This is a genomic window from Streptomyces sp. DI166 (assembly GCF_900091315.1).
GTDB classification, from domain to species: domain Bacteria; phylum Actinomycetota; class Actinomycetes; order Streptomycetales; family Streptomycetaceae; genus Streptomyces; species Streptomyces fuscus.
In genome coordinates, this window is sequence record NZ_FLSP01000064.1 from 20,599 (window position 1) to 44,284 (window position 23,686).

General features: G+C 71.9%; 24 protein-coding genes. 12 read left to right on the forward strand and 12 right to left on the reverse strand.

Annotation, left to right across the window (positions count from 1 at the left end; translation table 11 throughout):
* The first annotated feature begins 158 nt into the window (after window positions 1-158).
* The 3 genes from GA0115233_RS27000 (at window position 159) to GA0115233_RS27010 (ending at window position 1,579) form a co-directional block, all read left to right on the forward strand.
* A complete protein-coding gene (locus GA0115233_RS27000; RefSeq protein WP_093722908.1) occupies window positions 159-404 on the forward strand; it encodes a hypothetical protein in 246 nt (81 codons plus the stop codon).
* A 2-nt stretch (window positions 405-406) separates the two neighbouring features.
* Entirely contained in the window at window positions 407-1,036 is a 630-nt protein-coding gene (locus tag GA0115233_RS27005) for a sensor histidine kinase (RefSeq protein WP_176711951.1), read from the forward strand.
* Window positions 1,037-1,162: 126 nt separating this feature from the next.
* Entirely contained in the window at window positions 1,163-1,579 is a 417-nt protein-coding gene (locus tag GA0115233_RS27010; protein ID WP_093722910.1) for a hypothetical protein, read from the forward strand.
* A gap of 70 nt (window positions 1,580-1,649) precedes the next feature.
* On the opposite strand, the gene GA0115233_RS27015 is transcribed toward GA0115233_RS27010, so the two are convergent.
* On the reverse strand, window positions 1,650-2,345 hold the full coding sequence (locus GA0115233_RS27015; RefSeq protein ID WP_093722911.1) for a L,D-transpeptidase family protein: 696 nt from the start codon (window positions 2,343-2,345) through the stop codon (window positions 1,650-1,652).
* Between the two features lie 152 nt (window positions 2,346-2,497).
* Entirely contained in the window at window positions 2,498-3,283 is a 786-nt protein-coding gene (locus tag GA0115233_RS27020) for an SDR family NAD(P)-dependent oxidoreductase (RefSeq protein WP_093722912.1), read from the reverse strand.
* Between the two features lie 51 nt (window positions 3,284-3,334).
* Here GA0115233_RS27020 and GA0115233_RS27025 point away from each other — a divergent pair, with 51 nt between their 5' ends.
* On the forward strand, window positions 3,335-3,883 hold the full coding sequence (locus GA0115233_RS27025) for a hypothetical protein (protein ID WP_093722913.1): 549 nt from the start codon (window positions 3,335-3,337) through the stop codon (window positions 3,881-3,883).
* Here the strand turns inward: GA0115233_RS27025 and GA0115233_RS27030 are convergent.
* A complete protein-coding gene (locus tag GA0115233_RS27030; RefSeq protein ID WP_093722914.1) occupies window positions 3,874-4,788 on the reverse strand; it encodes an SDR family oxidoreductase in 915 nt (304 codons plus the stop codon). The two genes, GA0115233_RS27025 and GA0115233_RS27030, sit on opposite strands and share 10 nt — an antisense overlap.
* Window positions 4,789-4,892: 104 nt before the next feature.
* Between GA0115233_RS27030 and GA0115233_RS27035 the strand changes: the two genes are divergently transcribed.
* The 3 genes from GA0115233_RS27035 (at window position 4,893) to GA0115233_RS27045 (ending at window position 9,965) form a co-directional block, all read left to right on the forward strand.
* Complete coding sequence (locus GA0115233_RS27035) at window positions 4,893-5,744, forward strand: winged helix-turn-helix domain-containing protein (protein WP_141689572.1); 852 nt, start codon at window positions 4,893-4,895, stop codon at window positions 5,742-5,744.
* A 61-nt stretch (window positions 5,745-5,805) separates the two neighbouring features.
* Window positions 5,806-7,779: a VMAP-C domain-containing protein gene (locus tag GA0115233_RS27040; protein WP_107406461.1), complete on the forward strand. Its 1,974-nt coding sequence runs from the start codon at window positions 5,806-5,808 to the stop codon at window positions 7,777-7,779.
* On the forward strand, window positions 7,776-9,965 hold the full coding sequence (locus GA0115233_RS27045; RefSeq protein ID WP_093722917.1) for a GntR family transcriptional regulator: 2,190 nt from the start codon (window positions 7,776-7,778) through the stop codon (window positions 9,963-9,965). The genes GA0115233_RS27040 and GA0115233_RS27045 overlap by 4 nt, the downstream gene beginning before the upstream one ends.
* A 6-nt stretch (window positions 9,966-9,971) precedes the next feature.
* Here GA0115233_RS27045 and GA0115233_RS27050 read toward each other — a convergent pair whose 3' ends face one another.
* The 5 genes from GA0115233_RS27050 to GA0115233_RS27070 all read right to left on the reverse strand — a co-directional run bounded on the left by GA0115233_RS27050 (window position 9,972) and on the right by GA0115233_RS27070 (window position 14,061).
* Window positions 9,972-10,604 carry an MBL fold metallo-hydrolase gene (locus GA0115233_RS27050; RefSeq protein ID WP_093722918.1) on the reverse strand — a complete coding sequence of 211 codons (633 nt, stop codon included), beginning with the start codon at window positions 10,602-10,604 and terminating at the stop codon, window positions 9,972-9,974.
* Window positions 10,604-11,689, reverse strand: coding sequence for an S-(hydroxymethyl)mycothiol dehydrogenase (locus tag GA0115233_RS27055; RefSeq protein ID WP_093722919.1), 1,086 nt, complete (start codon window positions 11,687-11,689; stop codon window positions 10,604-10,606). The genes GA0115233_RS27050 and GA0115233_RS27055 overlap by 1 nt, the downstream gene beginning before the upstream one ends.
* A 91-nt stretch (window positions 11,690-11,780) precedes the next feature.
* Window positions 11,781-12,617 carry an SDR family oxidoreductase gene (locus tag GA0115233_RS27060; protein ID WP_093722920.1) on the reverse strand — a complete coding sequence of 279 codons (837 nt, stop codon included), beginning with the start codon at window positions 12,615-12,617 and terminating at the stop codon, window positions 11,781-11,783.
* Window positions 12,618-12,785: 168 nt separating this feature from the next.
* Window positions 12,786-13,700 (reverse strand): DNA-3-methyladenine glycosylase family protein, encoded by a 915-nt coding sequence (locus GA0115233_RS27065; protein ID WP_093722921.1) that lies wholly within the window; start codon window positions 13,698-13,700, stop codon window positions 12,786-12,788.
* A 64-nt stretch (window positions 13,701-13,764) separates the two neighbouring features.
* A complete protein-coding gene (locus tag GA0115233_RS27070) occupies window positions 13,765-14,061 on the reverse strand; it encodes a hypothetical protein (protein ID WP_093722922.1) in 297 nt (98 codons plus the stop codon).
* 170 nt (window positions 14,062-14,231) lie between these two features.
* Here GA0115233_RS27070 and GA0115233_RS27075 point away from each other — a divergent pair, with 170 nt between their 5' ends.
* The gene (locus tag GA0115233_RS27075) at window positions 14,232-14,594 is read left to right on the forward strand and encodes a nuclear transport factor 2 family protein (RefSeq protein ID WP_093722923.1); all 363 of its coding nucleotides are present in this window, start codon (window positions 14,232-14,234) and stop codon (window positions 14,592-14,594) included.
* Between the two features lie 14 nt (window positions 14,595-14,608).
* On the opposite strand, the gene GA0115233_RS27080 is transcribed toward GA0115233_RS27075, so the two are convergent.
* Both GA0115233_RS27080 and GA0115233_RS27085 read right to left on the reverse strand, forming a co-directional pair.
* Entirely contained in the window at window positions 14,609-15,562 is a 954-nt protein-coding gene (locus tag GA0115233_RS27080) for a CU044_5270 family protein (protein WP_093722924.1), read from the reverse strand.
* The gene (locus GA0115233_RS27085) at window positions 15,555-16,088 is read right to left on the reverse strand and encodes an RNA polymerase sigma factor (protein WP_093722925.1); all 534 of its coding nucleotides are present in this window, start codon (window positions 16,086-16,088) and stop codon (window positions 15,555-15,557) included. Before GA0115233_RS27085 ends, GA0115233_RS27080 begins: the two co-directional genes overlap by 8 nt.
* Before the next feature lie 106 nt (window positions 16,089-16,194).
* Here GA0115233_RS27085 and ctaD point away from each other — a divergent pair, with 106 nt between their 5' ends.
* The 3 genes from ctaD to GA0115233_RS27100 are packed head-to-tail and all read left to right on the forward strand — an operon-like array spanning window position 16,195 to window position 19,397.
* A complete protein-coding gene (gene ctaD / locus GA0115233_RS27090) occupies window positions 16,195-17,805 on the forward strand; it encodes an aa3-type cytochrome oxidase subunit I (RefSeq protein ID WP_176711952.1) in 1,611 nt (536 codons plus the stop codon).
* Window positions 17,802-18,140: a hypothetical protein gene (locus GA0115233_RS27095; protein WP_093722926.1), complete on the forward strand. Its 339-nt coding sequence runs from the start codon at window positions 17,802-17,804 to the stop codon at window positions 18,138-18,140. Before ctaD ends, GA0115233_RS27095 begins: the two co-directional genes overlap by 4 nt.
* Before the next feature lie 45 nt (window positions 18,141-18,185).
* Window positions 18,186-19,397 (forward strand): glycosyltransferase, encoded by a 1,212-nt coding sequence (locus GA0115233_RS27100; protein WP_093722938.1) that lies wholly within the window; start codon window positions 18,186-18,188, stop codon window positions 19,395-19,397.
* A 189-nt stretch (window positions 19,398-19,586) separates the two neighbouring features.
* Here GA0115233_RS27100 and GA0115233_RS27105 read toward each other — a convergent pair whose 3' ends face one another.
* Window positions 19,587-20,258 (reverse strand): TetR/AcrR family transcriptional regulator, encoded by a 672-nt coding sequence (locus tag GA0115233_RS27105; protein ID WP_093722927.1) that lies wholly within the window; start codon window positions 20,256-20,258, stop codon window positions 19,587-19,589.
* A 204-nt stretch (window positions 20,259-20,462) separates the two neighbouring features.
* Here GA0115233_RS27105 and GA0115233_RS27110 point away from each other — a divergent pair, with 204 nt between their 5' ends.
* Window positions 20,463-21,722: an outer membrane protein assembly factor BamB family protein gene (locus GA0115233_RS27110; RefSeq protein ID WP_093722928.1), complete on the forward strand. Its 1,260-nt coding sequence runs from the start codon at window positions 20,463-20,465 to the stop codon at window positions 21,720-21,722.
* Between the two features lie 69 nt (window positions 21,723-21,791).
* Here GA0115233_RS27110 and GA0115233_RS27115 read toward each other — a convergent pair whose 3' ends face one another.
* Window positions 21,792-23,651 (reverse strand): cellulase family glycosylhydrolase, encoded by a 1,860-nt coding sequence (locus GA0115233_RS27115; RefSeq protein WP_093722929.1) that lies wholly within the window; start codon window positions 23,649-23,651, stop codon window positions 21,792-21,794.
* Between the last annotated feature and the right edge of the window lie 35 nt (window positions 23,652-23,686).

Genomic DNA, 23,686 nt, shown 5'->3' on the forward strand with positions numbered 1-23,686 from the left:
GCGGCCAGGGCGTGCCCGGCATGGGGCGGCGGGCGGGACTTCGCGGACACGACCCAGTGGTGCAGCGGCCGGTGCAGTGGTGACTGCAACCCGGGATCGCACGCTGGTGCCCGAACCGGGGCGAGCACAGGCACCGCCCCCGAGGACCGGGAGTACCCATGACGGACATCCTGACCGCGGCCCGCGCCGAGGCGCTGTTCAGCAGCGACCTGGTGACCGGCTCGGCGCCGACCCGCGCCGAGATCGCCTCGGCGATCCGGCGGGCGATCCGCCGGCACGGCGGCAGCCTTGGCTGCGCGGGCACCCTGGCCCGCGCCTACGGCGAGCAGCCCGAGACCGCGGTACCGCGGATGCGCTGGGCGCTGAGCCAGGTGCGGTCCGCCTACCCGCGCCGACGGGTATGAGCATGCCCGGGGTTGGGGTGGAGGCCGAGCGCGCCCGCCTCCGCCGCGAACTCCATGACGGGCTGGGCCCTTCGCTCTCCGGGATCGGCCTGTGCGCGCAGGCCCTGGCGGAGCTGCTGGACGGCAGCGGCACGGACACCGAGCGGGCGCTGCTGGACCGTATCCGCGCCGAGGTGGCCCTGGCGACCGCGGAGGTCCGCCGGCTCCTCGACGGGCTCGCGCCCGCCGCGCTCGCCTCGCACGGGCTGGTGGAGGCATTGCGCCGGCACGCCCGGTCGGTCTCCCCCGCGACGGCCGTGGAGATCGTCGAGTCGTCACTGCCGAACCTGCCCCCGCCCCTGGAGGCGACGGCGTACCGGATCGTGACGGAGGCGGTGACCAATGTCGTACGGCACGCGGGTGCCCGGCACGCCCGGGTCACGCTGGCGGGACGGCGGCGGTCCCTGCTGATCGGTGTCGCCGACGACGGCCGTGGGACCGGGCGGGTCAGCCCGGGTGTGGGCCTGACCTCGATGCGGCAGCGCGCCGAGGCGGCGGGCGGGCGGTTCTCCCTGCGCAGTACGCCCGGAGGGGGCACCGAGGTACGGGTCCGGCTGCCGCTGGAAGGGCCCCGCGCGGCCCAACCGGTGTGATCCGGCGCCCGGTCGGCCCCGGACAACGGCCCGCCCGGGTCGGGACACCTGCCTCTGCTGCGAAGGTGCCGGGCGCCGGACCGTTGAGGCGTCCATCACCGGTCAGTTCCGACAAGGAGTCATCCCATGGCCTCTGGCACCTTCCAGTCGCTCCCCGTCCCCACCACGGCCCTCGACGGCCGTATCGGCGCCATCGTCCTGGACCCGGACGGCAACCCCGCCGATGTCGTCAACAAGGGCACCCCGGTCACCGTACGGATCGACTGGCACCTCACCGGCTTCCTCGTTCCGCTGCTCTCCGGCACCTGGTACGTCCAGGTCAAGGTCGACGAGATGGGCGGCCCGGACGACTTCCCCGAGCCCGCGGCGCCCGCCTCCGTACCGATGAACGGGGGCGACTACCAGCGCGACATCGTCCTGTCGAACCTCCAGGCCGGCCGCACGTACGCGCTGCTGGTCCAGCTGACCTACCGCAACCCGGCCGGGGCGCCCGCGCCGCTGGGCGGCTATGTGAACGTCGGCACGGTCAACGTGCTGCTCTGACCACTGTCACCGGGGGAGTCCGCGTCCCGCCCCGCCGTCACGGCCGGGCGGGACGCGGGCGTGGGCCGGCTCAGGTGCCGGGCTTGCGGCCGTACACGTAGACGTCGTCGCCCGTCTTCAGCAGCGACCAGTACTTCTTTGCGGTCGTCTTGGTCATGTTGACGCAGCCGTGCGAACCGGGCGGGTTCCACATGCTGACGCCGACCGAGTGGAAGGCCTGGCCGCCGTCGAAGAACTGGGAGTACGGCATCGGCACGTTGTAGATCGTCGAGACGTGGTCGATGTTGCGCCAGTAGATCTTCTTCAGGCCGGTGCGGGTCTCGTAGCCGTTGCGGCCGGTGCGCACCGGGACCGGGCCGTAGACGAGCTTGTCGCCGTCCTGGATCCAGCTCAGCTGAAGCGTGAGGTTGACGCAGGCGATCCGGCCCTTGTTCGTCGGGCACTTGCCGGCCTTGTTCGGCTTGTTGCCGACGGCCTTCTGCTTGTTCATCAGGTCCATGACGCCCCAGGTGACGGGGCCGGCGTACCCGATGTTCGGGGAGATGCCGTGCTTGGTCTGGAAGGCCTTGATGGCCTTGCAGTCGGAGGCCGACTGCTTGCCGTTGACCGGCAGCCCGAGGAACTTCTCCACCTTCTTCTGATACGGCCCCGTCTGCGTGGTACAGCTCGCGGCCTGCGCCGGAGCCGCCCCGAGGGCGACCGTGAGCGGTGCCGTCAGTGCGGTGATGCCGAGGAGTACGGCTCCTCGTCTGCGTATGTCCCCCATGGCCGGTACGTCCCTTTCCGCCGGTGTGACGCGCTGTGCCGCGTTCTCTGCCAGCTAGACAGGCGTTGGGGGCCGGTGGTTGTAGGGCGGGAGCGGTTGTGACCGAACGGTGAAGTTCGGGGTGTGACCAGCCGCTGTGCCACCCCTGGAGGTCACTCCGGTACGGCCGATCGCAGCCCCGTGTTGATGGCGGTGATGCCTCCGTCGACGACCAGGGTCGTGCCGGTGATCCAGGAGGCGTCGCGGGAGGCGAGGAAGGCGATCGCGGCGGCGATGTCCTCCGGCTCGCCGACCCGGCCCAGGGGGTACACCCGGGCGAACGCGTCCAGGTCGGCCTCGCGGCCCTCCCAGGCCGTGGTGCGGACGGTGCCGGGGGCGACCAGGTTGACGCGGACCCCGCGGGGCGCGGCGTGCTCGGCGAGGGTGCGGGTCAGGGAGGCGAGGCCCGCCTTGGCGGCGCTGTAGGCGTGGTTGCCGAAGCTCTGGATGCCGTTGACGGAGCCCACGGTGACGATCGCGCCGCGTCCGGAGGCCACCAGGTGGGGCAGGGCGGCGCGGCAGCAGCGGTAGGCGCCGGTGAGGGTCAGGTCGAGGTCGCGGGCCCAGACCCGGTCGTCCTCGTCCTCGAAGCGCGGCTCGTCCGGGGTGCAGCCGTAGGCGTTGTTGACCAGCACGTCGAGGGAGCCAAAGGCGGTGACGGCTCGCTCCACCGCCGACTCGACGGACGTACGGTCCCCCACGTCGCAGGGGTACGCCTCCGCCATCAGGCCGTCGCCCCGCAGCGCGGCGGCCGTGTGCTCGGCCGCGGCCTCGTCCACGTCGGTCACCAGCACCCGCGCCCCCTCCGAGGCGAACCGGCGGGCGGTGGCGGCGCCGATGCCACGGGCGGCGCCGGTGACCAGAACGCCGTACCCCTCGAAGCGTGTTGTGTCCGTCATGCTCCCCCACGGTAGTGCCGTCGAGATCAACTCGGCAGCTACCGTGCACCCATGGATGTGGTCCTCCAGCAACTCCCCGCCCTGCTGGGCGTCGTGATCGGCGCCCTCGGTTCGTACCTGGCGCTCGTCCGCAGCGACCAGGCCCGCTTCCGGCGCGAGGAGGCGGCCCGCTGGGAGGAACGACGGCTCGCGGTGTACTCGGACTACGCGCGCTCGGTGAAGAAGACCGTCACGGTCACCTACCGGGTCGCCGCCGCGCTGGGCTGCGGCACGCACCCGGACCCGCTCACCCTCGACGAGGCCAAGCCGCTGCTGGCCGAGGCCAACGAAGGGCGGGACCCCGCGGGCGAGGCGCTGCTCATGCTGGGCAGCGTGGGCGTGGTGGAGAAGGCCCGGTCGTGGGTCGTGACGGCGATGGAGATGGAGCGCTTCGTCCGCGAGGGCCGGCAGGACACGGAGGCGTGGCAGGCGCTGCTGGACCGGCAGCGGGCCGGGCGCGAGGGCTACTACACCGCGGTCCGGGAGGACCTGGGCCTGCCTCCCGGACACTCGGCACGCTGGCGGCTCCCGGTGACGGTCCCCGCGCCTGATCAGCGGTAGCCGGTGGTGTCGGCCGGCTTGCCCGCGTCCTGCACCTCCACCAGGTACCGCCAGGCGTCGGGGCGGCTGCCGTCGAGGTCGGTGAAGCCGTACTCCTGCGCCAGGCCTCCGCTGGAGAGGGACGCGCCGTTGAAGCGGGCCACCTCCGGGTCGGCGGCGAGGGTGGCGACGGCCCGGCCGACGTAGCGCGGGGTCTCGGAGATCGCGAAGTGCGGCACCTTGTCGAGCGCGTCGCGCCAGTTCTCCTCGCGTACGCCGAAGTGGTCGAGCATCATCTCCGAGCGCAGCCAGCCGGGGGTGAGCGCGAGCGCGGTGGCACCGCGCGGGCCGAGCTCATGGGCGAGCGCGAAGGCCATGCGCAGGACGGAGGACTTGGCGAGGTCGTAGAAGAAGGAGACGCGGTAGTTGTCGCGGTTGTACTCGGCGGTGCCGTCGGTCATCTCCACGACCAGGCCGCCGGGGTGGCGCAGCAGCAGGGGCAGCGCGTAGTGGCTGGTGATCGCGTGCGTCTCGACCGCGAGCCGGAGCAGGCGCAGGCCCTTGTCGAGGTCGTGCTCCCAGACGGGGGCTTCCCAGGCGAACAGGTGCTCGCCGCCCCAGATGTCGTTGACGAGCACGTCGAGGCGTCCCTGTTCGTCGGCGATGCGGTCCACCAGGGCCTTGACCTGTTCCGGCTCCAAGTGGTCCGTGGGTACGGCGATACCGCGCCCGCCCGCCTCGGTGACCAGTCCGGCGGTGTCCTCGATGGTCTCCGGGCGGTCGTACTCGGAGCGGCGGGCCCGGGTGGTGCGGCCGGTGACGTAGACGGTGGCTCCTGCGGCGCCCAGTTCCACGGCGATCCCGCGACCCGCGCCGCGGGTGGCTCCGGCGACCAGGGCGACCTTGTCCTTGAGGGGGTGGGGCATGCGTGTACGGCCTTTCCGTGTGAGGGGTGTCTTCGACAGCTACGGTTCCTGGTAAGCCGGACATCTTGTGTCGTCTTTTCTTGCCGGATCGGGGGTGCGGGGCTGTGGCGGGAGAAGTGCAGCGGATCGTGGCGGAGCTGCTGGGCCGGATGGCGGCCGGGGTGTACGCGGTCGGCTCCTTCCTTCCGCCGCAGCGCCAGCTGGCACAGGAATTCGAGGTGTCGCGCACCACAATCCAGCAGGCACTCAGGCAGTTGGCCGACGACGGGTACATCGAGTCCCGGGTCGGGAGCGGCATCCGCGTGGCCCGCATATCGCCGGACGGCGGGCCGGTCCGGACCGGGCAACGCCATGACACCTTGGGGCCCTGCCTGGACACGGCCTTCACGGCTCCGACCGTCACCGTCGACACGTTCTCGTTGACGGGGGAAGTCCTCGACGCACACCTGCGCGTCTGCGCCGATCGAGTGCGGTCGGGCGAAGCCGAACCACAGTCCATCAGCCTGCGCGCCCTGACACCCCGTATCGACGCCGACTTCAAACCGGCCTCACCCGTGAACGGCTCCGCGAACACCCACACCCTCTCCCGGCTGCGGCAACTCCGGGAGACTCACATGGACTCGTTGGCCTTCATCATCGGGGCGCTGAAGCGCGAAGGGCTGGTCAGGCACACCGCGTTCGAGTGGCGGGACTGTTCTGTGGCCCCCATGCAGAAGCTCTACCTCCTCAACGGTACGGATCTCGTCACCGGCTTCTACGAGGTGGTCCGGCGCCCGGTGGGGTTGCCGGACGGAAAAGGGGTGGAAATCCACGACGTGAACGGGCTCGGCACGACGCTCCATCGCTTCTCCGCGGTGGGCGAGAACTCCTCCCCCGGAGACGAAGCCGTAATCGACCGCGCCAGGCTGTGGTTCGAGGACACCTGGCTCAAGGCCGAACCGGTACGGGTGCGTTGACCGGCCCGCTATCGTCATCCCCTGCCGCGCACAGCGCCGAAGGGGACGAAAGGGACCGCGGGTGAGCCATCGGGCCGACTCGCTCGCCGAGCGAACGTACGCTCTTGTCGTCGGAGTCGAGCACTACGGCGCCGTCAGCCGTGAGTGGCGGCTTCCCGGCGCCGCCCACGACGCCCACCGTTTCGCGCGCTGGCTGACCACCTGCGCGAAGGTGCCGCCCGCCAACGTCCGTCTGTTCCTCTCCCCGCTCCCCGGCACCACCCTCCCGGACACCGGCGACCTGCCCCCGCACAGGCCCGCGACCGAGGCGAACATCAAGCAGGCCCTGCTGACGGACCTGCCCTCCCGTGGCGGCGACGTCCTGTGGATCTACTGGGCCGGGCACGGTTTCGTGAACGGCATCGACGACCCGATACTCCCCTACGCCGACGCCAGCGCCGCCAGCATCAGCAACCTCAACCTCGGTTCGGCGCTGCGGCACTGGCGGTCCGACTCCGTGAGCACCGGCCGTTTCCGGCACCAGATCGCCCTCGTGGACGCCTGCCGTGTGGAGGAACGGCGCGTACCGGCACTGCGGTTCGAGCAGACCACGTTCCGTGAAGGGTTCAGGGTCGGCGGGCGCGAACAGTTCGTCCTGTACGCCACGCGGCCGGGCGAAGTCGCCAAGAACAGACAGGGCAGCCCGGCGGGACTATTCACGCAGGCGCTGCTGGAGCGGCTGGAAGGACTGAGCCTCGAAGAGAGCGTCAGCAGGCTGACGGACATCGCACAGAGCCTCCAGCGCGACTTCGACGACAGGCGGCGCAACGGACAGGCCCGGCAGACCCCGACCTTCGAGATCCACCGCGGGTGGCACGACTCGGCCGTCCTCACCGCACCGGACGCCGACGACACATCGCCCCGCCTGGACCAGCCCGCCTGGGACCGGCTCGCCGCCCTCGCCCGGCAACACCCCCTGCCCGCCTGCGCCCACGACGCCTACCGCTGGGCCTTCGACGTGTGCCGTGTCTCCGCGCCCGTCGGCAACGCGCTGCCCGAGGGCGGGCTCACCGAGATCGTGCGTGACCTGGACGACCGCATGGGCCGCCCCGAACTGCCACTCGCCCTGCCGTTCGTCCGCTACCTCGCCGCGCACGCCCCGGACCGGGCATGGGGTGCGCGCCTGGACTCCTGGGTGGAGGAGACCCGGCTGCGGCTGCGCGCCGCTCCCGTGCCGCCGGCGCCGGAACCTCCCCAGGAGCCCGGCGCCCTGCATGTGCAACTCGGCCGGGCGCCCTTGGAACAGGACGCGTACCTGGTGCGGATCTGGCGCTACCGGGGCCGGTTCACCTCCGAGTGGGAGTCCGGGGGCTCCCTCCCCTTGTCGAGCGCACGAGGAGAGGTCGGCCGGCAGATCGCGCAGCTGGTCGAGCGGTTCGTCGAGGAGGACCCCGAGGGCATCGCGCCGGACATCGAGCGCGTCGAGTTCCACATCCCCCACGACCTGCTCGACGAGGACTTCGAGAACTGGTCCGTGCCCGCCGGTGCCGAGGACAGCGGCGAGCCGGTCGGCGTGCTCTTCGAGGTGGTCGTGCGCTGTCCCGACCAGCGAAAGGGGGTGGCGCGTCAGAAGTGGCGGGCGAAATGGCGGGCGTTGGAGCGGCAGGGCCCAGGCGGCTGGGAAGCTCCGGGGGCGAACGCCTCGCAGCCGGTGTGGCTGCTGTCCGGGAACGAGGTGCCGGGCAATCTCTCCGCGCTCCTCCAGGCCAAGGACCTCCCCGTGTGTGTCCTGGCCGCTGGCGAACGCGACCGGCTGGGCGACGTACTCAAGGCCGTGTTCTCCTCCGGGGTTCCCGTCGCCGTGTGGCGCCGGGGCGAGCCGTCCGACGGCGCACCGGGCGACCTCACCACGGCGCTCGCCCCGTCCGGCGAGCCGATCGACCCGCGGAAGCTGCCCGGCACCGTGCGCGCACTGCGCATAGCGGCCCAGCACCCTGTGGTGCTCCTGTGGGACGACCCGAACCGACGGCCCGAGTCCGGGCGGTTGATGTCGTGACCGACAGGCTGCGGCAGATCATCGCGGACGCGGGAGCCGAGGTGGGCCCCGAGGAGATCGCCGACATTCTGTGGCTGGCTCGCGTCATCCCCTCCGCACCCGCCGTCGGTACGGGCACGGCCCGCCCGGAGCACACCCCCGAGTCCCGGCCCGCGCCACCCCTGCCGCCCCGCCGTACCCCGCCCACCGACGGCCTCCTGTTCACCGCCGCACCGCCCCGGCCCGACCCGGCGTCCGTCCCCCAGCCGCGGCAGCCCCTGGGCACCGGCCGCCGCGGCACCCCGGTCCGGGTCACCCGCGCCCGCGCCCTCGACGAACCGCTCGCCATCCTGCGCGCCCTGCGCCCCCTCGGCCCCCGCCGCCTGCCCGGCAACCGGCCGGAACTGGACGAGGAGGCGACGGCGGAGAACGGCCTCGACCATCAGATGCTGACGCCGGCCATGCGCCCGGCCCGCGAGCCCTGGCTCGACCTGACCCTGGTCGTGGACACCCACCGGTCGATGCTGCTGTGGCACGACCTCGTGGCCGAACTATGCGCCCTGCTCGCCCGCATCGGCCTCTTCCGCACCGTCCGCATGTGGTTCCTCCGCACCTCCGCCGACGCGAACGTCACCGTGTCCCGCAGCCCTGGCGGGCCACCGGAGAACCTCGCCACCGGGCACCGCCGGGGTCTGGTCCTCCTCGTCAGCGACACGGTGTCCGAGGCGTGGCAGTTGCCCGCGCTGCGAGCCGCCGTGGGCGAGTGGTGCCGGCACAGCGCGGTGGCCCTGCTCAACGTACTGCCCGAACGCCTGTGGGAACGCGGCGGCGTACAACCGGTCCCCCGCCTGGTGCGCACGCCTCTGCCCGCCGCCCCCAACAGCACCTGGAACCGGGCCGTGCTGCCCGTGGTCGACGCCTCCCCGGCCGCCCTCGCGGCGCTCGCCACGGTCGTCTCGGGCAGCGGGAACCACCATCTGCCCGCTCTCCCCCTCGACGCCGACTGGTCCACGGGCGAGCCACCGGCCGGGCCACGTACGACCGCCGACGACGACGGTGACGCCCTGCGTGCCGTTCGCCGGTTCGAGGAAACCGCCTCGCCCGCCGCTCGGGAACTGGCCGGGTACCTCGCGGCCGTGCCTCTCACTCTCCCCGTGATGAACCTGGTGCGCCGCGCCATGGTTCAGCGGTCGGACCACGGTCACCTCGCCGAAGTCGCCCTGGGCGGGCTGCTGGAGCCCTGGGACGCCGACGGGCGTACGGACCCCGCGTACCTGGAGTTCGCCTTCCGCCCCGGTGTCCGCGACGCCCTCCTCGGCGGGCAGTTGCGCCGGGAGGTCACCGCCGTCCGAGAACTGGTCCACCGGGAAGTGGCGACCTACCTCGACGAGCTTCGGAGCACGCGGGACTTCCCCGCACTGCGGCACTCCCCCGGCGAGGACGGTACGCACGACATCGCCCTCACCGCGCTGCCGTTCGCGCGTACAGCATCCGTCGATCCGGACGGGTCGCAGCCGACGTACCGGTCCATCGCCGCGGTACTCCGAGACGCGATCGCATCGGGGGACCTTGTCGCGGGCGATCGACTGCCCACGCAGGCGCAGTTGGCCGAGCATTTCGACGTGTCGATCAGCACCATCCGGCGCGCCCTGGGAGAGCTGGAGGTCTGGGGGCTCGTAGACCGTCGGCGCGGGGCCTCGGCCAAGGTCGTCGCGGTGGGAGCCGCCAGGGAGACGGCAACAGCACGTAGCATCCAAGTACACCGCAACGAATCGCCGTTGGGCATGGCGGTCGGCACCGCGTTCGAGGCGACGCACATCACCATCGACGCGGTCATCGCCGACGAAACCCCGCTCGTCAGCGCCCTGCGCGCTCAACTCGGGCGCGTCACCGAGCGCGTCGTCCGGCCGGGCTCGGTGCGCGTGCGGCTGCTCTTGATGGGCGGCGGTACGGGCAACCGTATCGACGACGTGCGGCAGCGCCTCGCCGCGGCGCTGCCGCCCGACGCCCCCGTGTCCTTCACCGTGCGCAGGGCCGCCGCCCAACCCCCGTTGGAGCTGTACCTGTTCAACGACCGCACCGCACTCACGTCCTACGTCCACTTCCCCGGCGGAAGCGCGTCGGAACTCTTCCCGCAGCCCGAGGACCGGCTCCAGGAGACCCAGTCCTGGTTCGAGTCCTGGTGGACGCTGTACGAGGACCGCTGACCGCGCTCAGTGCCCCCGGGCGATCCACTCCTCCAGATGCGGCGCCTCCGCGCCGATGGTCGTCGAGTCGCCGTGGCCGGTCAGGACCTCCGTCTCGGAGGGCAGGGTCAGGAGCCGGTCCCGGATGGAGTCGATGATCGTCGGGAAGTGGGAGAAGGAGCGGCCCGTGGCGCCGGGGCCGCCCTTGAAGAGGGTGTCGCCGGTGAAGACCGTGCCGAGGCCGGGATCGTAGAGGCAGACCGCTCCGGGGGCGTGGCCGGGGGTGTGCAGGACGCGGAGGTCGGCGCCCGCGGCCTCGATGACCTGGCCGTCCAGGAGGTGGGCGTCGGGGTCGCGGTCGGGGTGGGTCTGCTTCCACAGCGGCAGGTCGTCGGGGTGGAGCCAGATGGTGGCGCCGGTGCGCTCGGCGAGCGCGGGGGCCGCGTCGATGTGGTCGTTGTGGGCGTGGGTGCAGATGATGGCCCTCAGGGTGCGGTCGCCGACCGCCTCGGCGATGGCGTCGGCGTCGTGCGCGGCGTCGATGACGATCACCTCGTGGTCGTCGCCGACGATCCAGACGTTGTTGTCGACGTCCCAGGTGCCGCCGTCGAGGGTGAACTGCCCGGAGGTGACGAGTCGTTCGATGCGTGGGGCGGTCATCAGAACACCACCACCGAGCGCAGGACGTCACCCTCGTGCATCCGCTCGAACGCCTTCTCCACCTCGTCCAGCGCGATGGTCTCCGTCACGAACGCCCCCAGGTCCAGGCGGCCTTGCAGATGCAGGTCGATCAGCATGGGGAAGTCCCGGGAGGGCAGGCAGTCGCCGTACCAGGAGGACTTCAGGGCGCCGCCGCGGCCGAAGACGTCCAGCAGGGGCAGTTCGAGCTTCATCTCCGGGGTGGGGACGCCGACCAGGACCACCGTCCCGGCCAAGTCGCGGGCGTAGAAGGCCTGCTTGTACGTCTCCGGGCGGCCCACCGCCTCGATCACCACGTCGGCGCCGAAGCCTCCCGTCAGCTCACGGATGGCCTCCACCGGGTCCGTACCACGGGAGTTGACGGTGTGTGTGGCACCCATCGCGCGGGCCTTCTCCAGCTTGCGGTCGTCGATGTCGACCGCGATGATCCGCGCCGCGCCCGCCAGCCTCGATCCGGCGATGGCGGCATCACCGACGCCACCGCAGCCGATCACGGCGACCGTGTCACCGCGTCCGACGTTCCCCGTGTTGATGGCCGCGCCGATCCCGGCCATGACCCCGCAGCCGAGCAGACCCGCCACCTGCGGGGAGACCGACGGATCCACCTTCGTGCACTGTCCGGCCGCCACCAGCGTCTTCTCCGCGAAGGCGCCGATCCCGAGCGCCGGGGAGAGTTCGGTGCCGTCGAGCAGGGTCATCTTCTGCTCGGCGTTGTGGGTGTCGAAGCAGTACCAGGGGCGTCCGCGCAGACAGGCCCGGCAGTGGCCGCACACGGCACGCCAGTTGAGGATCACGAAGTCGCCGGGGGCCACGTCCGTGACGCCCTCCCCCACCGACTCCACCACGCCCGCCGCCTCGTGGCCGAGCAGGAACGGGAAGTCGTCGGAGATCCCGCCCTGTTTGTAGTGCAGGTCGGTGTGGCAGACCCCGCATGCCTGGACGCGTACCACGGCCTCGCCGGGCCTGGGATCGGGCACGACGATCGTCTCCACCCGTACCGGCTGGTCCTTGCCCGGTGCGATCACGCCGCGTACCTGCTGCGCCATGGTGCTGACCCCTCACTTCATCGGTCGGTGTCCTCGGCTTCGACCCTACGCGTGACTGATCGGAAACGGCATGTGGCGGGCGGAAAGCGGGTCATGTGCGGAGCACCTGTTCGAGAGGCGTGGCGGGGTGCCCGGTCAGGTCCTCGATCGCGGTGGTCACTCCGGCCAGGGAGCCGTCGGCGATGGCGGTGTACGTGGAGACCCAGGCGTCCAGTTGCCAGTCGGGGGCGCCGTGGGCACGCCGGGAGGCGTACGCCTCCTCCACGGTCTCCGGGACGTACGAGACGGGGCGGCCGGTGACGGCGGCGACGGTGGCCGCGACCTTGTCCAGGCCGAGCGCCTCGGGACCGGTCAGTTCGTAGGCGCGGCCCGCGTGGGCTGTCGGGTCGCGCAGGACGGCGACGGCCGCGTCTGCGATGTCGTCCTGGGCGACCACGGCCGCGCGCCCGTCGCCCGCGGGGCCGCGGATGACGCCGTCCTCGCCGACGAGGGCGGGCATGAAGTCGGCGTACAGGTTGTCCCGCAGGAAGGTGAACGGCAGCCCACTGGCCCGCAGGTGCTCCTCGGTGTGCCAGTGGTCGCGGGCAAGGGTGAAGGTGGCGTCGGGGGCGGCGCCGTAGAAGGAGATGTACACCAGGTGCGCGACCCCGGCTGCCGCCGCGGCGTCGATGAAGGTGCGGTGCTGCTGGACCCGGTCGGGGGTCTCGGAGGCGGAGACCATCAGGACGACGTCGGTGGGGCGCAGGGCGCGGACGACGGCGTCGGGGTCGTCGTAGGAGGCGGACACGGCGGTGGCGCCGGGCAGTTCGGGGGCGCGGGCGGGGTTGCGGACCAGCAGGGTCTGCGGGAGTCCGGCGGCGGCCAGCCGGCGGGCGATACGTCCGCCGAGGCGGCCGGAGGCACCGGTGACGGCGTACGTGGGGGCCATGGGGTTCTCCTTGGGACGGCGAGGGGCCAGAAGTCGATGGGTATCAGACGTGTGTGCGGTCCTCGCCCAGGACACGCGGTGGGCCCGGCCAGGGGAACGGCCTCGCCCAGGACACACGGTGGGCCCGGCTGGTGGAAGGGCCCTGCCCAGGACACGCGGTCTGCCCGGCTAGTGGAAGGGCCCTGCCCGAGGTGCGCGCGGTCCGTGGCGCGGGGCGGCCCCGGGGCTGAGTTCGAGGAGGCGGACCACGCGGTAGCGGTGCGGGCGGAAGCGCTCGTAGTACGGCTCGACCTCGTCGTCCGCCAGGGGGCGGCCGAGCAGCGCGACGCCGGTCATCGTGGCCAGGTGGTAGTCGCCGAGGGGCAGGGCGTCCGCGTCGCCGAGGGCGCGGTGGCCGACCTGGGCGGCGGTCCAGACGCCGACGCCGGGCAGGTGCGCCATGACGGCGTAGGCGCGTGCGGGGTCGTCGGCCGCGGCCTCCAGCCGGGCCGCGTGGCGGGCCGCCTCGACAATGGTGGCGGAGCGGTGCAGGTCCACGCCCGCGCTGCGCCACTCCCAGCTCGGCACGGTACGCCAGGTCTCGGGAGACGGCGGCACCCGCATGCCCTCCGGGGCCGGTCCGGGCGGCGGGGCGCCGTAGCGGCGGACCAGGCGGGCGAAGGAGGCGAACGCGTCCACGCCGACGACCCGCTGTTCGAGGACGGCGGGCACGAGCGCTTCGAAGAGGCGTCCGGTGCGGGGCACCCGCAGGCCGGGCAGGCGTCGGACGGCGGCGCGCAGGACGGGGTGCTCGGGGTGGAACAGGTCGGGCCGGTCCTGCTCGCCGAGTTCGCGGCGGACGGAGTCGGCGAGCCGGTCGGCGCCGGGGCCCCAGGCGTCGACGCGCAGGTCGTCCGGGCGGTGCTGGCGGATGCAGTAGGTGACCGGGCCGGAGGCGGTCAGGGCGGTGCGCCACAGGGCGCCGTCGGGTTCGAGCCGGTGGGTGGGGTCGTGGCGGCCGCGGCGCAGGGCGGACAGGGTCAGCGCGGCGTCCACGGGGAAGGGCGGCTGCCAGCGCACCGACCGGTCCGGGGGCTCGGGCATCTGTCGCCTCCGTCGGAGGGCCGCCCGAGCTTGCGGGCGGCCCTCGCGGTGGGGGTGGGGCGGGTCAGTACTCGATGCCCGGGAGGAGGTTCGTCACCGGGGCGACCAGGTCGGTGACCTGGTGCAGCTGGTTCAGCTCGCCCGGCACCCGGTTGAGCTCGTTGAGCTGCTGCGAGGGCCGCGGGAGCGTCGCCTTGTGCTCCTCGGGGAGGTCGCTCACGGTGAGCGAGTCGAGCATGCTGATCGGGCTGAGGTTCCCGGCCGGGGCGTCCGCCTCGGCCGCGCTCGCCATCGGGGCGGCGAGGCCGGTGACCGACGCGGCCAGACCGACGGCGGCGACGATACGTCGTGTTGAGATCATGTCGGGAGCAACGCGCGCGGCCCCCGCCCGGACACGGCCACGGGGCGCGGCTCACTCGTCAGGCGGACCGGCTCCGCTGGGCTTGCCGAGGCCGCCGGTGCGGAGGAGCCTCGTAGATGAGGTCGGCGCGGCCCGTTCCCCGAGGACCGCGGGCCTCGAAGGAGGTCACCATGGGCACCGCGGCAACCCCCGGCTTCGACACCGAAGCCCTGCGCCGGGGCATCGAGGGACAGGCGGCGACACTGCTGTCGCTGTACGCGGACGACGCCGAGCTGCGCGTCGTGGACCGCAACACCCAGCCAAGCCATCCCCGGGTCCTGCACGGCCGTGACGAGATCAGCGAGTTGCTGGAGGACGTCTACAGCCGCGACATGACCCACAAGCTGGAGAACTGCGTCGTCCAGGGGGACAGCATGGCCTTCAGCGAGTCCTGTGTGTACGCGGACGGTGTGCGCGTCCTGGCCGAGTCGATGGCCTCGCTGCGCGACGGCAAGATCGTCGAGCAGACCATGATCCAGGCGTGGGACGAGTGAGAGGGGCCCGCTGATCAGCGCATCCAGGCGCGGTACGCCATCACGTCACCGGCCTTGACGCCGTACTCGGGCTGCGCCCGGGTGAAGGTGGTCTCCAGCCCCAGTACGGCGCCGGTGGCCGGGTCCATGATCAGCATCTCGCGGGTGCCGTTCCGGTCGTGGACGTACGCCAGTCCGCGCCGCCCGAGCCGGTCGGTGACCTCGCCGGCGGGCCGGAGGTCCCCCGCGTCCGCCAGCAGCCGCGCGAGCGCCGCGGATTCCCGGTCGCCGAGGGTCCAGGTGTCCAGCAACACCGCGACGGCGTCGAGGAGTTCGCCCGTCGAGAGGTCCGTACGGCTGTACGCGGCCTCGCTCAGGTAGGCGCGCAGCCGGCCGGGGTCACGGGGCGGTGGCGACTGCGGCGGGGCGTCGCTCCAACTGGGCGGGTAGGTACGGCGGCTGAGCACATGGCCGTCGTCGACGACCTCGCCCTCGCCGGTGAGGACCGGGCGCCCGGGGTGGCGCGGGTCGGTGGCGACGACGACCTCCGTGTGGCTGTCGTCGGCATGCCATCGCACGAGGCGCTCCTCGGGGAGCGTGACCGGAGGTTCGTCGTCGCTCATCCCGAGGCTCCAGGACTGCACATGGGTGCCCTTGCGCAGCGCCGGAGAACCGTCGGCGCGGGCCTGCGCGCGTGCGGCCAGGGTGTCGAGGGTGACGGGGGTGGTGTCGGCCCGCACCACCAGGGGGCGGGGTGCGGCGACCGCGGGAGCGGTGGTCCGGCCGCTGAGCATGAGCGCCGACACCAGCGCGACGACGACGGCGGCTGCCAGGGCCCACATCCGCCCGCGTCCGCGTCGGGGCGTACCGCCGCGCATCAGCCGGGCGAGGTGCTGCTCGGCCCGCCCGTCGAGGGGGCCGTCGCCGTAGTGGGGGCCGTCGGTGGGCACCGGGTTGGCGTTGCGCAGGAGGTCGAGTTCGTCAGCCACGGCCGTACTCCTTGGCGGGGATGGTGGGGCGCATGCGGTCGATCTCGGCTCTCAGTCGGCGACGGGCGCGGTGCAGGCGCATGGCGGCGGCGCGTCGGCCGCAGCCGAGGACGACGGCCACCTCGTCGACGCCGAGTTCCTCCCACGCCGTCAGCCGCAGGACCTCCTGGTCGGCCGGGGAGAGCCGGGCGAGCGCGTCGTGCACCCAGGCGCCGGGGGCGTCCGTGTCAGGGCCCGCCTCGATGTGCCGGCCGTGGGCCGCGTCGTCGTTGCCCAGCCGGCGCACCAGCCGCCGCCGTCGGCCCTGCCCGCGCACCGCGTTCGCCAGGCAGTTGTGCGCCACGCCGTACAGCCAGGGCAGCGGGGCCGCCGGCAGGTCGGCGCGGCGCCGCCAGGCCACCGTGAACACGTCCGCGACGACTTCCTCCACGTCGTCCGTACGGCCGTCGAGTCGGCGCGCGACATAGCGGCTGACCGCCCAGTAGTGCTCGCGATAGGCAGCGGCGAAGGTTTCGTCGTCGCTCATGTCCCGTTCGTGTCCGGCACCCCCGGGATCGTCACACCCCGGTTCGGTGATTCTTGTCGCGTCCGTCGAGTGTGACGTGAGCTGCTCGCGCGGACACAGGCGGGTCGTGAGAGACCAAATCAAATGGCTGACGACAACCGACCACAAGACGATCGGAACGCTCTATCTGGTCACGTCGTTCGCTTTCTTCGTGATCGGTGGCGTGATGGCGCTCTTCATGCGCGCCGAGCTCGCCCGGCCCGGTCTGCAGATCATGTCGAACGAGCAGTTCAACCAGGCGTTCACGATGCACGGCACTGTGATGCTGCTGATGTTCGCGACGCCGCTGTTCGCCGGTTTCGCGAACTGGATCATGCCGCTGCAGATCGGCGCGCCCGACGTGGCGTTCCCGCGGCTGAACATGCTGGCCTACTGGTTGTATCTGTTCGGTTCGCTGATCGCGGTGGGCGGGTTCCTGACGCCGGACGGGGCGGCGGACTTCGGGTGGTTCGCGTACGCGCCGTTGTCGGACTCGGTGCGTTCGCCGGGTATCGGCGCGGACATGTGGATCATGGGTCTGGCCTTCTCGGGCTTCGGCACGATCCTCGGCTCGGTCAACTTCATCACCACGATCATCTGCATGCGCGCCCCGGGCATGACGATGTTCCGGATGCCGATCTTCACGTGGAACGTGCTGCTGACCGGTGTGCTGGTCCTGCTGGCTTTCCCGGTGCTGGCCGCGGCTCTGTTCGCGCTGGAGGCGGACCGCAAGTTCGGTGCCCACGTCTTCGACTCCGCCAACGGCGGCGCGCTGTTGTGGCAGCACCTGTTCTGGTTCTTCGGGCATCCAGAGGTGTACATCATCGCCCTGCCGTTCTTCGGGATCATCTCCGAGGTCGTGCCGGTCTTCTCCCGCAAGCCGATGTTCGGCTACATGGGTCTGATCGGGGCGACGATCTCGATCGCGGGTCTGTCGATCACGGTGTGGGCGCACCACATGTACGTCACCGGCGGTGTGCTGCTGCCGTTCTTCTCCTTCATGACGTTCCTGATCGCGGTGCCGACGGGTGTGAAGTTCTTCAACTGGATCGGCACGATGTGGAAGGGCTCGCTGTCCTTCGAGACGCCGATGCTGTGGGCGACGGGCTTCCTGGTCACGTTCACCTTCGGTGGTCTGACCGGTGTGATCCTGGCGTCGCCGCCGATGGACTTCCACGTCTCGGACTCGTACTTCGTGGTGGCGCACTTCCACTACGTGGTGTTCGGCACCGTGGTGTTCGCGATGTTCTCCGGCTTCCACTTCTGGTGGCCGAAGTTCACCGGCAGGATGCTCGACGAGCGGCTCGGCAAGATCACGTTCTGGACGCTGTTCTTCGGCTTCCACGGCACCTTCCTCGTCCAGCACTGGCTGGGCACGAACGGGATGCAGCGCCGGATTCCGGACTACTTGGCGGTGGAGGGCCTGACCACGCTCAACACGGTGTCGTCGATCTTCACGTTCGTGCTCGGCCTGTCGTTCCTGCCGTTCTTCTACAACGTCTGGAAGACCGCCAAGTACGGCAAGAAGATCGAGGTCGACGACCCGTGGGGCTACGGCCGTTCGCTGGAGTGGGCGACGAGCTGCCCGCCGCCCCGGCACAACTTCACCACCCTGCCCCGGATCCGCTCCGAGTCCCCGGCGTTCGACGTCCACCATCCCCCGACCGGCTCCCCGGTGCGGGAGTTGAGCGCGCGATGACCGCCGGCGAGGATCCTGGGTGGGTCGGACAGGTCGAGGGCTATCTGCTGGTCGCGGCCACGCGTGAGGAGGGCCGTACCGCGGCCGAGCGCTTCTGCGCCTCGCTGGACGCGTGGCTGACGGAGACCCAGCGGGAGGAGGTGGAGCGGCGGTTCGCGACGGAGTACGCGGCGCTGGCCCGGCGGTCCTGGGAGCGTACGGCGAGGCGTGCGGAGGAGTTGCGGGGGGAGTACGAGGAACGGTACCGGGCTCTGCGCTGTCGGCTGATGGCGGCGGGTCTGCTGGTGGGCGTCGGTCTGGCGGCCGTGGCGGGAATCCTGGCCGTGATCCGCTGAGGGAGCGGCCGCGGGGTCATACTGGCCGACGTGCGCATAGCGATCATGTCGGCGGGCTCGCGGGGCGACGTGGCCCCCTACACCGGTCTGGGTCAGGCCCTGGCGCGGGCCGGGCACGAGGTCACCCTGGTCACACACGGGTACTTCGAGCCGCTGGTGGAGGGTTCGCTGCTGCGCTTCCACCCGCTTCCGGTCGACCCCCGGGCGGAGTCCCGCTCCGCACAGGGCCTGGGGCTGCACCGCAGCAGGACCGGTGTGGGCAAGCTGGTGCGGCTGGCCGCGATGGCGCGGTCGCTGGTGGGCCTGATGACGGACGACCTGCTGGCCGCCGCCCGGAAGGCCGACATCCTGCTGGTGTCCGGTTCGCTCGCCCCTGTGGGGCGCGCCATCGCCGAGGGCCTGGGGCTGCCGGTCCTCGGCGTCTACCTCCAACCGGTGGCTCCCACACGGGAGTTCGCCCCGTCCGTCATGGGCGCCAGATCCTGGGGCGGCGTCGGCAACCGGATCGCCGGGCACGGGCTGAACCTGGTGATGGAACGGGGCTTCGCGGCGACGATGCCGTCGCTGCGCGCCCAGTTGGGTCCGGCCCGCCGCACGCGCGTCCCGCTGCCCGTCCTGCACGGCTTCAGCCCGCTGGTGGTGCCCCGCCCCCGGGACTGGCCGGCCGGTCTGGAGGTGGCCGGCTACTGGTGGCCGTACGACCGCGAGGAGCGGCTGCCCGCCGAGGTCGAGGCGTTCCTCGACGCGGGCGATCCGCCGGCGTACGTGGGCCTCGGCAGCGCGACCGTGCCGGACCCGGAGGCGCTGAGTGCCGAGATCGTGCGGGGGTTGCGGCGGGCCGGGCTGCGCGGGGTGATCCAGCGCGGCTGGGGCGGCCTGGCGGCGGACGGCGACGACATGCTGACGGTCGACGAGGTGCCGCACTCGGTCCTGTTCCCGCGCATGGCCGCCGTCGTCCATCACGCGGGCGCGGGCACGACCGGGGCGGGCCTGCGGGCCGGGGTCCCGTCCGTCCCGGTGCCGGTCCAGTTCGACGCGGGCTTCTGGGCCCGGCGGCTGGTCACCGTGGGCGTGGCCCCCTGCGCGGTAACGCTGCGCGACCTGACGGCGGCCGGTCTGGCGACCGCTCTCGACCGGGCGGTACGCGACCCTGGGCACCGGGAGCGCGCCCGCACCCTCGGCGCCCGCATCCGCGCGGAGGACGGGACGGCGCCGGTACTGGCGGCGGTGGAGCGGCTGACGGAGGGCGGCGCCTAGGCCGTGGGCGCAAAGTCCACCTGCCGCCCGACGCCCGGCACGCCGAGAGCATGCTCCCCCACGTTCGAACCCGGCTTCGCCGGCTCGCGCGGGGGCACCCCCGTGCCGCCGCTCGGCCCGCCCTCCGGGCGGACGACGCGACTTCGCGGACACGGCCCAGGCCGCGGGCGGAAGACGGCGCCCCGCCCCTCAACTCCCCGTGACCCGAGGCTGCAACGGCTGCAACGGCTGCAGGATGCTCAGCAGCAGCCGTACCAGTTCGTCGACCACCTCATCGAGCGTCGCGTCCACCCAGCCCGAACTCCAGTCGTGCAGAAGGCCGTTCACGCTGCCGATGAAGGCCGTGGCCGAGAGCCGGTAGTCACGAGGGGCCGCCTCCCCGCGGGTCACCGCGGCCGCGGCCTCGGCGCAGACGAGGTCGACCCAGCGGGCCCGGCGGGCCAGGCGCTGTTCCTCCAGTCGGGGGCTGACGCCGATGATCTCGACGAAGGTGATGCGGACGCGGCGCGGGTCGGCCGTGACGTTCGCTGCGTAGGCGCGGAAGATCGCGGCGGCGCGCTCGGCGAGCGGCAGGCCCTCCGCCGCGGCCGCCGCGGCCAGGACCGCTTCCTCCGCCCAGCCGTTGACCTGGAGGTGGAGCGCGGCGAGGACGTCCTCCAGGGTGCGGAACTCCTCGTAGAACTGGCGTGTCGACAGTCCCGCCGCCTCACTGAGCGCGGCGACCGTGGTGCCCCGGTAGCCCGGTGTGTCCCCGAACAGCTGGAGTGCCGCGTCGAGGAACCGGCGTCGGCGCTCGGCCTGGCGTTCCTCCGCCGACTTGCCGCCGTAACGGCCGGTCGGCGCCCTGAGTCTGCCCGCCAATGTCCTTCCTCTCCTCAGCCGTTCGTCATTTTGTCGTGTACGCAGTCTTGTGGAGAAGGCCCCCCTCTCCTTACTTTCCAGTAAGTCAAACTCTGAACGACTCCGTGTTCAGATTTCCGACCACTTTGGCATGCGCACGCCACCCCCGCACCAGGTGTACCCCCCATCAGGCCACCCCGCAGCCGTCCATGAGGAGAGCCCCCCATGCCTGCCAGCAGAACCGGGCACCTGCGCGCCGCCGCCGTCGCGGCCGCCGCTTTCGCCCTGACCGTCACCGCCCCCACGACCGCCACCGCCGCGGACCCGGGCTCCGCCGCCCTGCGCGAGGTCCTGTTCGTCGGCAACAACTGGGACGGCACCGCCGATGTCATCCGCTCCAGCGGGGACTTCGCGAAGATCGGCCGGATCAACGTCATCCCCGACAAGGCCCAGCGCATGGCCGAGATCAACGCCAACCCGATCAAGTGGATCTACTTCATGGCGATCCGCAACAGTGTCGGCGAGGGGCACGACCAGTTCGTGGACGACATGTACTCCACGCCGGACGGCAGGTCGGTCGTCGTCTCCCGGCCGAGCTTCGCCGACGTCGTCTCGCTCGACCTGGCCACCGGCGCGGTCAACTGGCGTTTCCCCGTGTCGGGTTACCGCTCCGACCACATGGCGGTCTCCCCCGACGGCAAGCGGGTCGCGGTGTCGGCCTCGACCTCCAACACCGTGCACGTGCTGGACATCGAGACCGGCAGGGAACTCGGCAAGTTCGGCACGGGCGACAAGCCGCACGAGAACATCTTCACGCAGGACGGCAAGTACATCTACAACATGGCGATCGGTGACGTGAACACCCAGACCGACGCCCCGTGGCTGGACTGGACCAAGGGCAACCGGTACATCACGGTCGTCGACGCGACCACGTTCCAGCGCGTCAAGGTCATCGACATGCGCGACCGGCTCAACGCGATCGGCCTCACCGACTACTCCGACGCCGTCCGGCCCGCCGTGTTCTCGCCGGACGAGTCGAAGCTGTACTTCCAGGTGTCGTTCTTCAACGGCTTCTTCGAGTACGACCTGGCCACCGACAAGATCGTCCGCACCAAGACGCTGCCGAAGAACCCCGCGACCAGCGACGACCGCACCACCTTCGTCAACGACTCGCGCCACCACGGCATTTCGATGAGCCCCGACGGCAGGAAGCTGTGTGTCGCGGGCACGATGGACGACTACGCCACGGTCGTCGACCGTGCCACGCTCCAGGAGGGCCCGCTGGTCACCGCCTCCAAGCCGTACTGGGCCACGGTCAGCGGCGACGGCAAGTCCTGCGTGGTCTCCGAGAGCGGCACCGACCAGGTCACCGCCATCGACTTCGCCACCGGCGCCAAGCAGGTCTCCGTCCCGGTCGGCGACCACCCCCAGCGGGTACGGCTCGGCCATGTGGAGTCCGACTGGACGTCACCGAACGGCAGTTGACCGGCCCAGCGCCGGAGGCGCACGGCACCGGCTCGCCGACGGCGCCGACCGCGGCGAGCCGGCCGGTCATCACCGCGCGGCAGCGGCCCAGGCGGTGAGTTCGGCGCGGGCGGCGGTGAGCAGGTCCGCCGAGGGGTTGGCGGTCCCGTTGGTCACCAGCGCGAAGTGGAGCGTGCCGGAGTCGGTGTCGTCGAGCAGCAGGCGCCGGCTGCCGGTGCCGCCCGGTTCCGGGGCCACGGCGATGGGGGCGGCGTCGCCGTACGCGGGCGGGGCGTGCACCGCGCCCAGGTCGGAGACGACCGTGGTGGACCCCGTTGGGAAGGACGCCGGGAGGTGCAGTTCCGTCGGCGCCGAGCCGCTGCCCGACTCCCACAGCAGCAGGCCGTACTGCCCGGTGCCGACCAGGCGGGCCACGTTCGGGAGTGAGGACGGCACCGGGTTCCAGGTCAGGGTCGTGGAGCCGTCGCGGGAGCGGTCCTCGTAGGTGAAGGCGACGGTGGTGCCGGAGGTCGCGCTCGGGTAGAGGCGGTCCAGCAGGCGGACGTCCTGGCGGAGCACGGGGGTGCCGGAGTCGTCGAGGCGTACGGCGGAGAGGTCCTCGCCGTTCCAGGCGTCACCGCCGGTGAGCACCTTGTCGGGGTTGCCGTTCATCAGTTCGTGGTGGCGGCCGTGGTAGATGTCCCACTGCCACTGACTGCCGGACAGGACCGGGCCGGAGGCGGTCGGGTCCGACCACCAGCTCGCGCCCTTCACCCGGGAGTCGAGCGCCTGGTACATCGCCTTCAGCACGGTGGGCGCCTTGTCGGAGACCGTGCCGGACAGCGGGTGCCCGAACTCGCTGACGATCGCGGGCGCGCCCGTCGCCGCGGCCCGGTCGCGGACGGTGCCGAAGTCACCGGTGTACTGCCCGTCCTGCGCCTTGCCCCACATGAAGATCCCGGAGATGGCCTTCTGGTCGTAGAAATGGGTGTTGAAGACGTACCGCGGTCCCAGCCGACCGGCGTCGAGCAGTCCGCCCTCCTGGCGCTGGAAGTCGAGGTTGGCGTTCCAGAAGAGGTTCGGTTCCACGAAGGCGGGCTTGTCCTGCCACCCGGCCGCGTCCATGCGCGCCCGGAACCGCTCGTAGAACGGCCACAGCACGTCCCGCTCCCATGCGCGGCTGGTCTGCCCGGAGTCGTACACACCCGCGTGCGGCTCGTTGTACGGGTCGAAGCCGACCACACCCGCGAATTGAGTGTCCGTCAGATGCTGCCTGATGTACGTCATCGCCCTCTGGGCCGTGTCGAGGAAGGCGTCCTGGACGCCGTACGTGTTGCGCCAGAAGTCGTACGTCGCCTCGGTCACGGCCGCGTTGGAGGTGATGTTCTGGCCCCAGAAGGGGCAGATCCCGCAGAACTCGTCGGGGTAGTCGCCGAGTTCCACCGCCCACTCGGGGGCGCCGTCGCCGGTGTACCAGCTGTCCGCGTCGAACAGCCAGCGGGAGTACAGGTCCTGGTGGAAGTCGGGGTAGACGCGGATGCCCGCGTCGAGGAAGGCCCCGATCTGGGCGGTGGCGGCGGACAGGTACGCGGTGTCCACCTGGCCGCGCACGGGTTCGGCGTAGGCCCAGGAGAGCAGGAAGCGGACGGTGTTGCCGCCGCCGAGGGCGCGCAGCGCTGCGGCGGACCTGCGGGCGTCGGCGACCGAGGCGAAGGGCAGTCCGCCGTTCTCGGCGAGCTTGGTCTCGCCGGAGACGTTGTAGCCGCGCAGGACGACCTCGCGGCCGTGGTCGTCGGCGAAGCGGCCGTCGCGCACGGTCAGGGCCGTCCCGTCGAACCACAGGGAGTCGGGGAGGGTGGGGCCGGCGGCGGCCGGGCGAGGTCCGGCCGCCGTCAGGAATCCGAGGAGGACAACCAGCACAACGAGCACACGCGCACGTGTAGTCGACATGTGCCCAAAGTCCGGCGGACCGCGCGAACCGTCAA

Bases quoted from the DNA above. Each gene is read 5' to 3' on its own strand.
- GA0115233_RS27000 (WP_093722908.1), top strand. From the start codon at position 159: ATGACGGACATCCTGACCGCGGCCCGCGCCGAGGCGCTGTTCAGCAGC.
- GA0115233_RS27005 (WP_176711951.1), top strand. From the start codon at position 407: ATGCCCGGGGTTGGGGTGGAGGCCGAGCGCGCCCGCCTCCGCCGCGAA.
- GA0115233_RS27010 (WP_093722910.1), top strand. From the start codon at position 1,163: ATGGCCTCTGGCACCTTCCAGTCGCTCCCCGTCCCCACCACGGCCCTC.
- GA0115233_RS27015 (WP_093722911.1), bottom strand. From the start codon at position 2,345: ATGGGGGACATACGCAGACGAGGAGCCGTACTCCTCGGCATCACCGCA.
- GA0115233_RS27020 (WP_093722912.1), bottom strand. From the start codon at position 3,283: ATGACGGACACAACACGCTTCGAGGGGTACGGCGTTCTGGTCACCGGC.
- GA0115233_RS27025 (WP_093722913.1), top strand. From the start codon at position 3,335: ATGGATGTGGTCCTCCAGCAACTCCCCGCCCTGCTGGGCGTCGTGATC.
- GA0115233_RS27030 (WP_093722914.1), bottom strand. From the start codon at position 4,788: ATGCCCCACCCCCTCAAGGACAAGGTCGCCCTGGTCGCCGGAGCCACC.
- GA0115233_RS27050 (WP_093722918.1), bottom strand. From the start codon at position 10,604: ATGACCGCCCCACGCATCGAACGACTCGTCACCTCCGGGCAGTTCACC.
- GA0115233_RS27055 (WP_093722919.1), bottom strand. From the start codon at position 11,689: ATGGCGCAGCAGGTACGCGGCGTGATCGCACCGGGCAAGGACCAGCCG.
- GA0115233_RS27060 (WP_093722920.1), bottom strand. From the start codon at position 12,617: ATGGCCCCCACGTACGCCGTCACCGGTGCCTCCGGCCGCCTCGGCGGA.
- GA0115233_RS27065 (WP_093722921.1), bottom strand. From the start codon at position 13,700: ATGCCCGAGCCCCCGGACCGGTCGGTGCGCTGGCAGCCGCCCTTCCCC.
- GA0115233_RS27070 (WP_093722922.1), bottom strand. From the start codon at position 14,061: ATGATCTCAACACGACGTATCGTCGCCGCCGTCGGTCTGGCCGCGTCG.
- GA0115233_RS27075 (WP_093722923.1), top strand. From the start codon at position 14,232: ATGGGCACCGCGGCAACCCCCGGCTTCGACACCGAAGCCCTGCGCCGG.
- GA0115233_RS27085 (WP_093722925.1), bottom strand. From the start codon at position 16,088: ATGAGCGACGACGAAACCTTCGCCGCTGCCTATCGCGAGCACTACTGG.
- GA0115233_RS27095 (WP_093722926.1), top strand. From the start codon at position 17,802: ATGACCGCCGGCGAGGATCCTGGGTGGGTCGGACAGGTCGAGGGCTAT.
- GA0115233_RS27100 (WP_093722938.1), top strand. From the start codon at position 18,186: ATGTCGGCGGGCTCGCGGGGCGACGTGGCCCCCTACACCGGTCTGGGT.
- GA0115233_RS27110 (WP_093722928.1), top strand. From the start codon at position 20,463: ATGCCTGCCAGCAGAACCGGGCACCTGCGCGCCGCCGCCGTCGCGGCC.
- GA0115233_RS27115 (WP_093722929.1), bottom strand. From the start codon at position 23,651: ATGTCGACTACACGTGCGCGTGTGCTCGTTGTGCTGGTTGTCCTCCTC.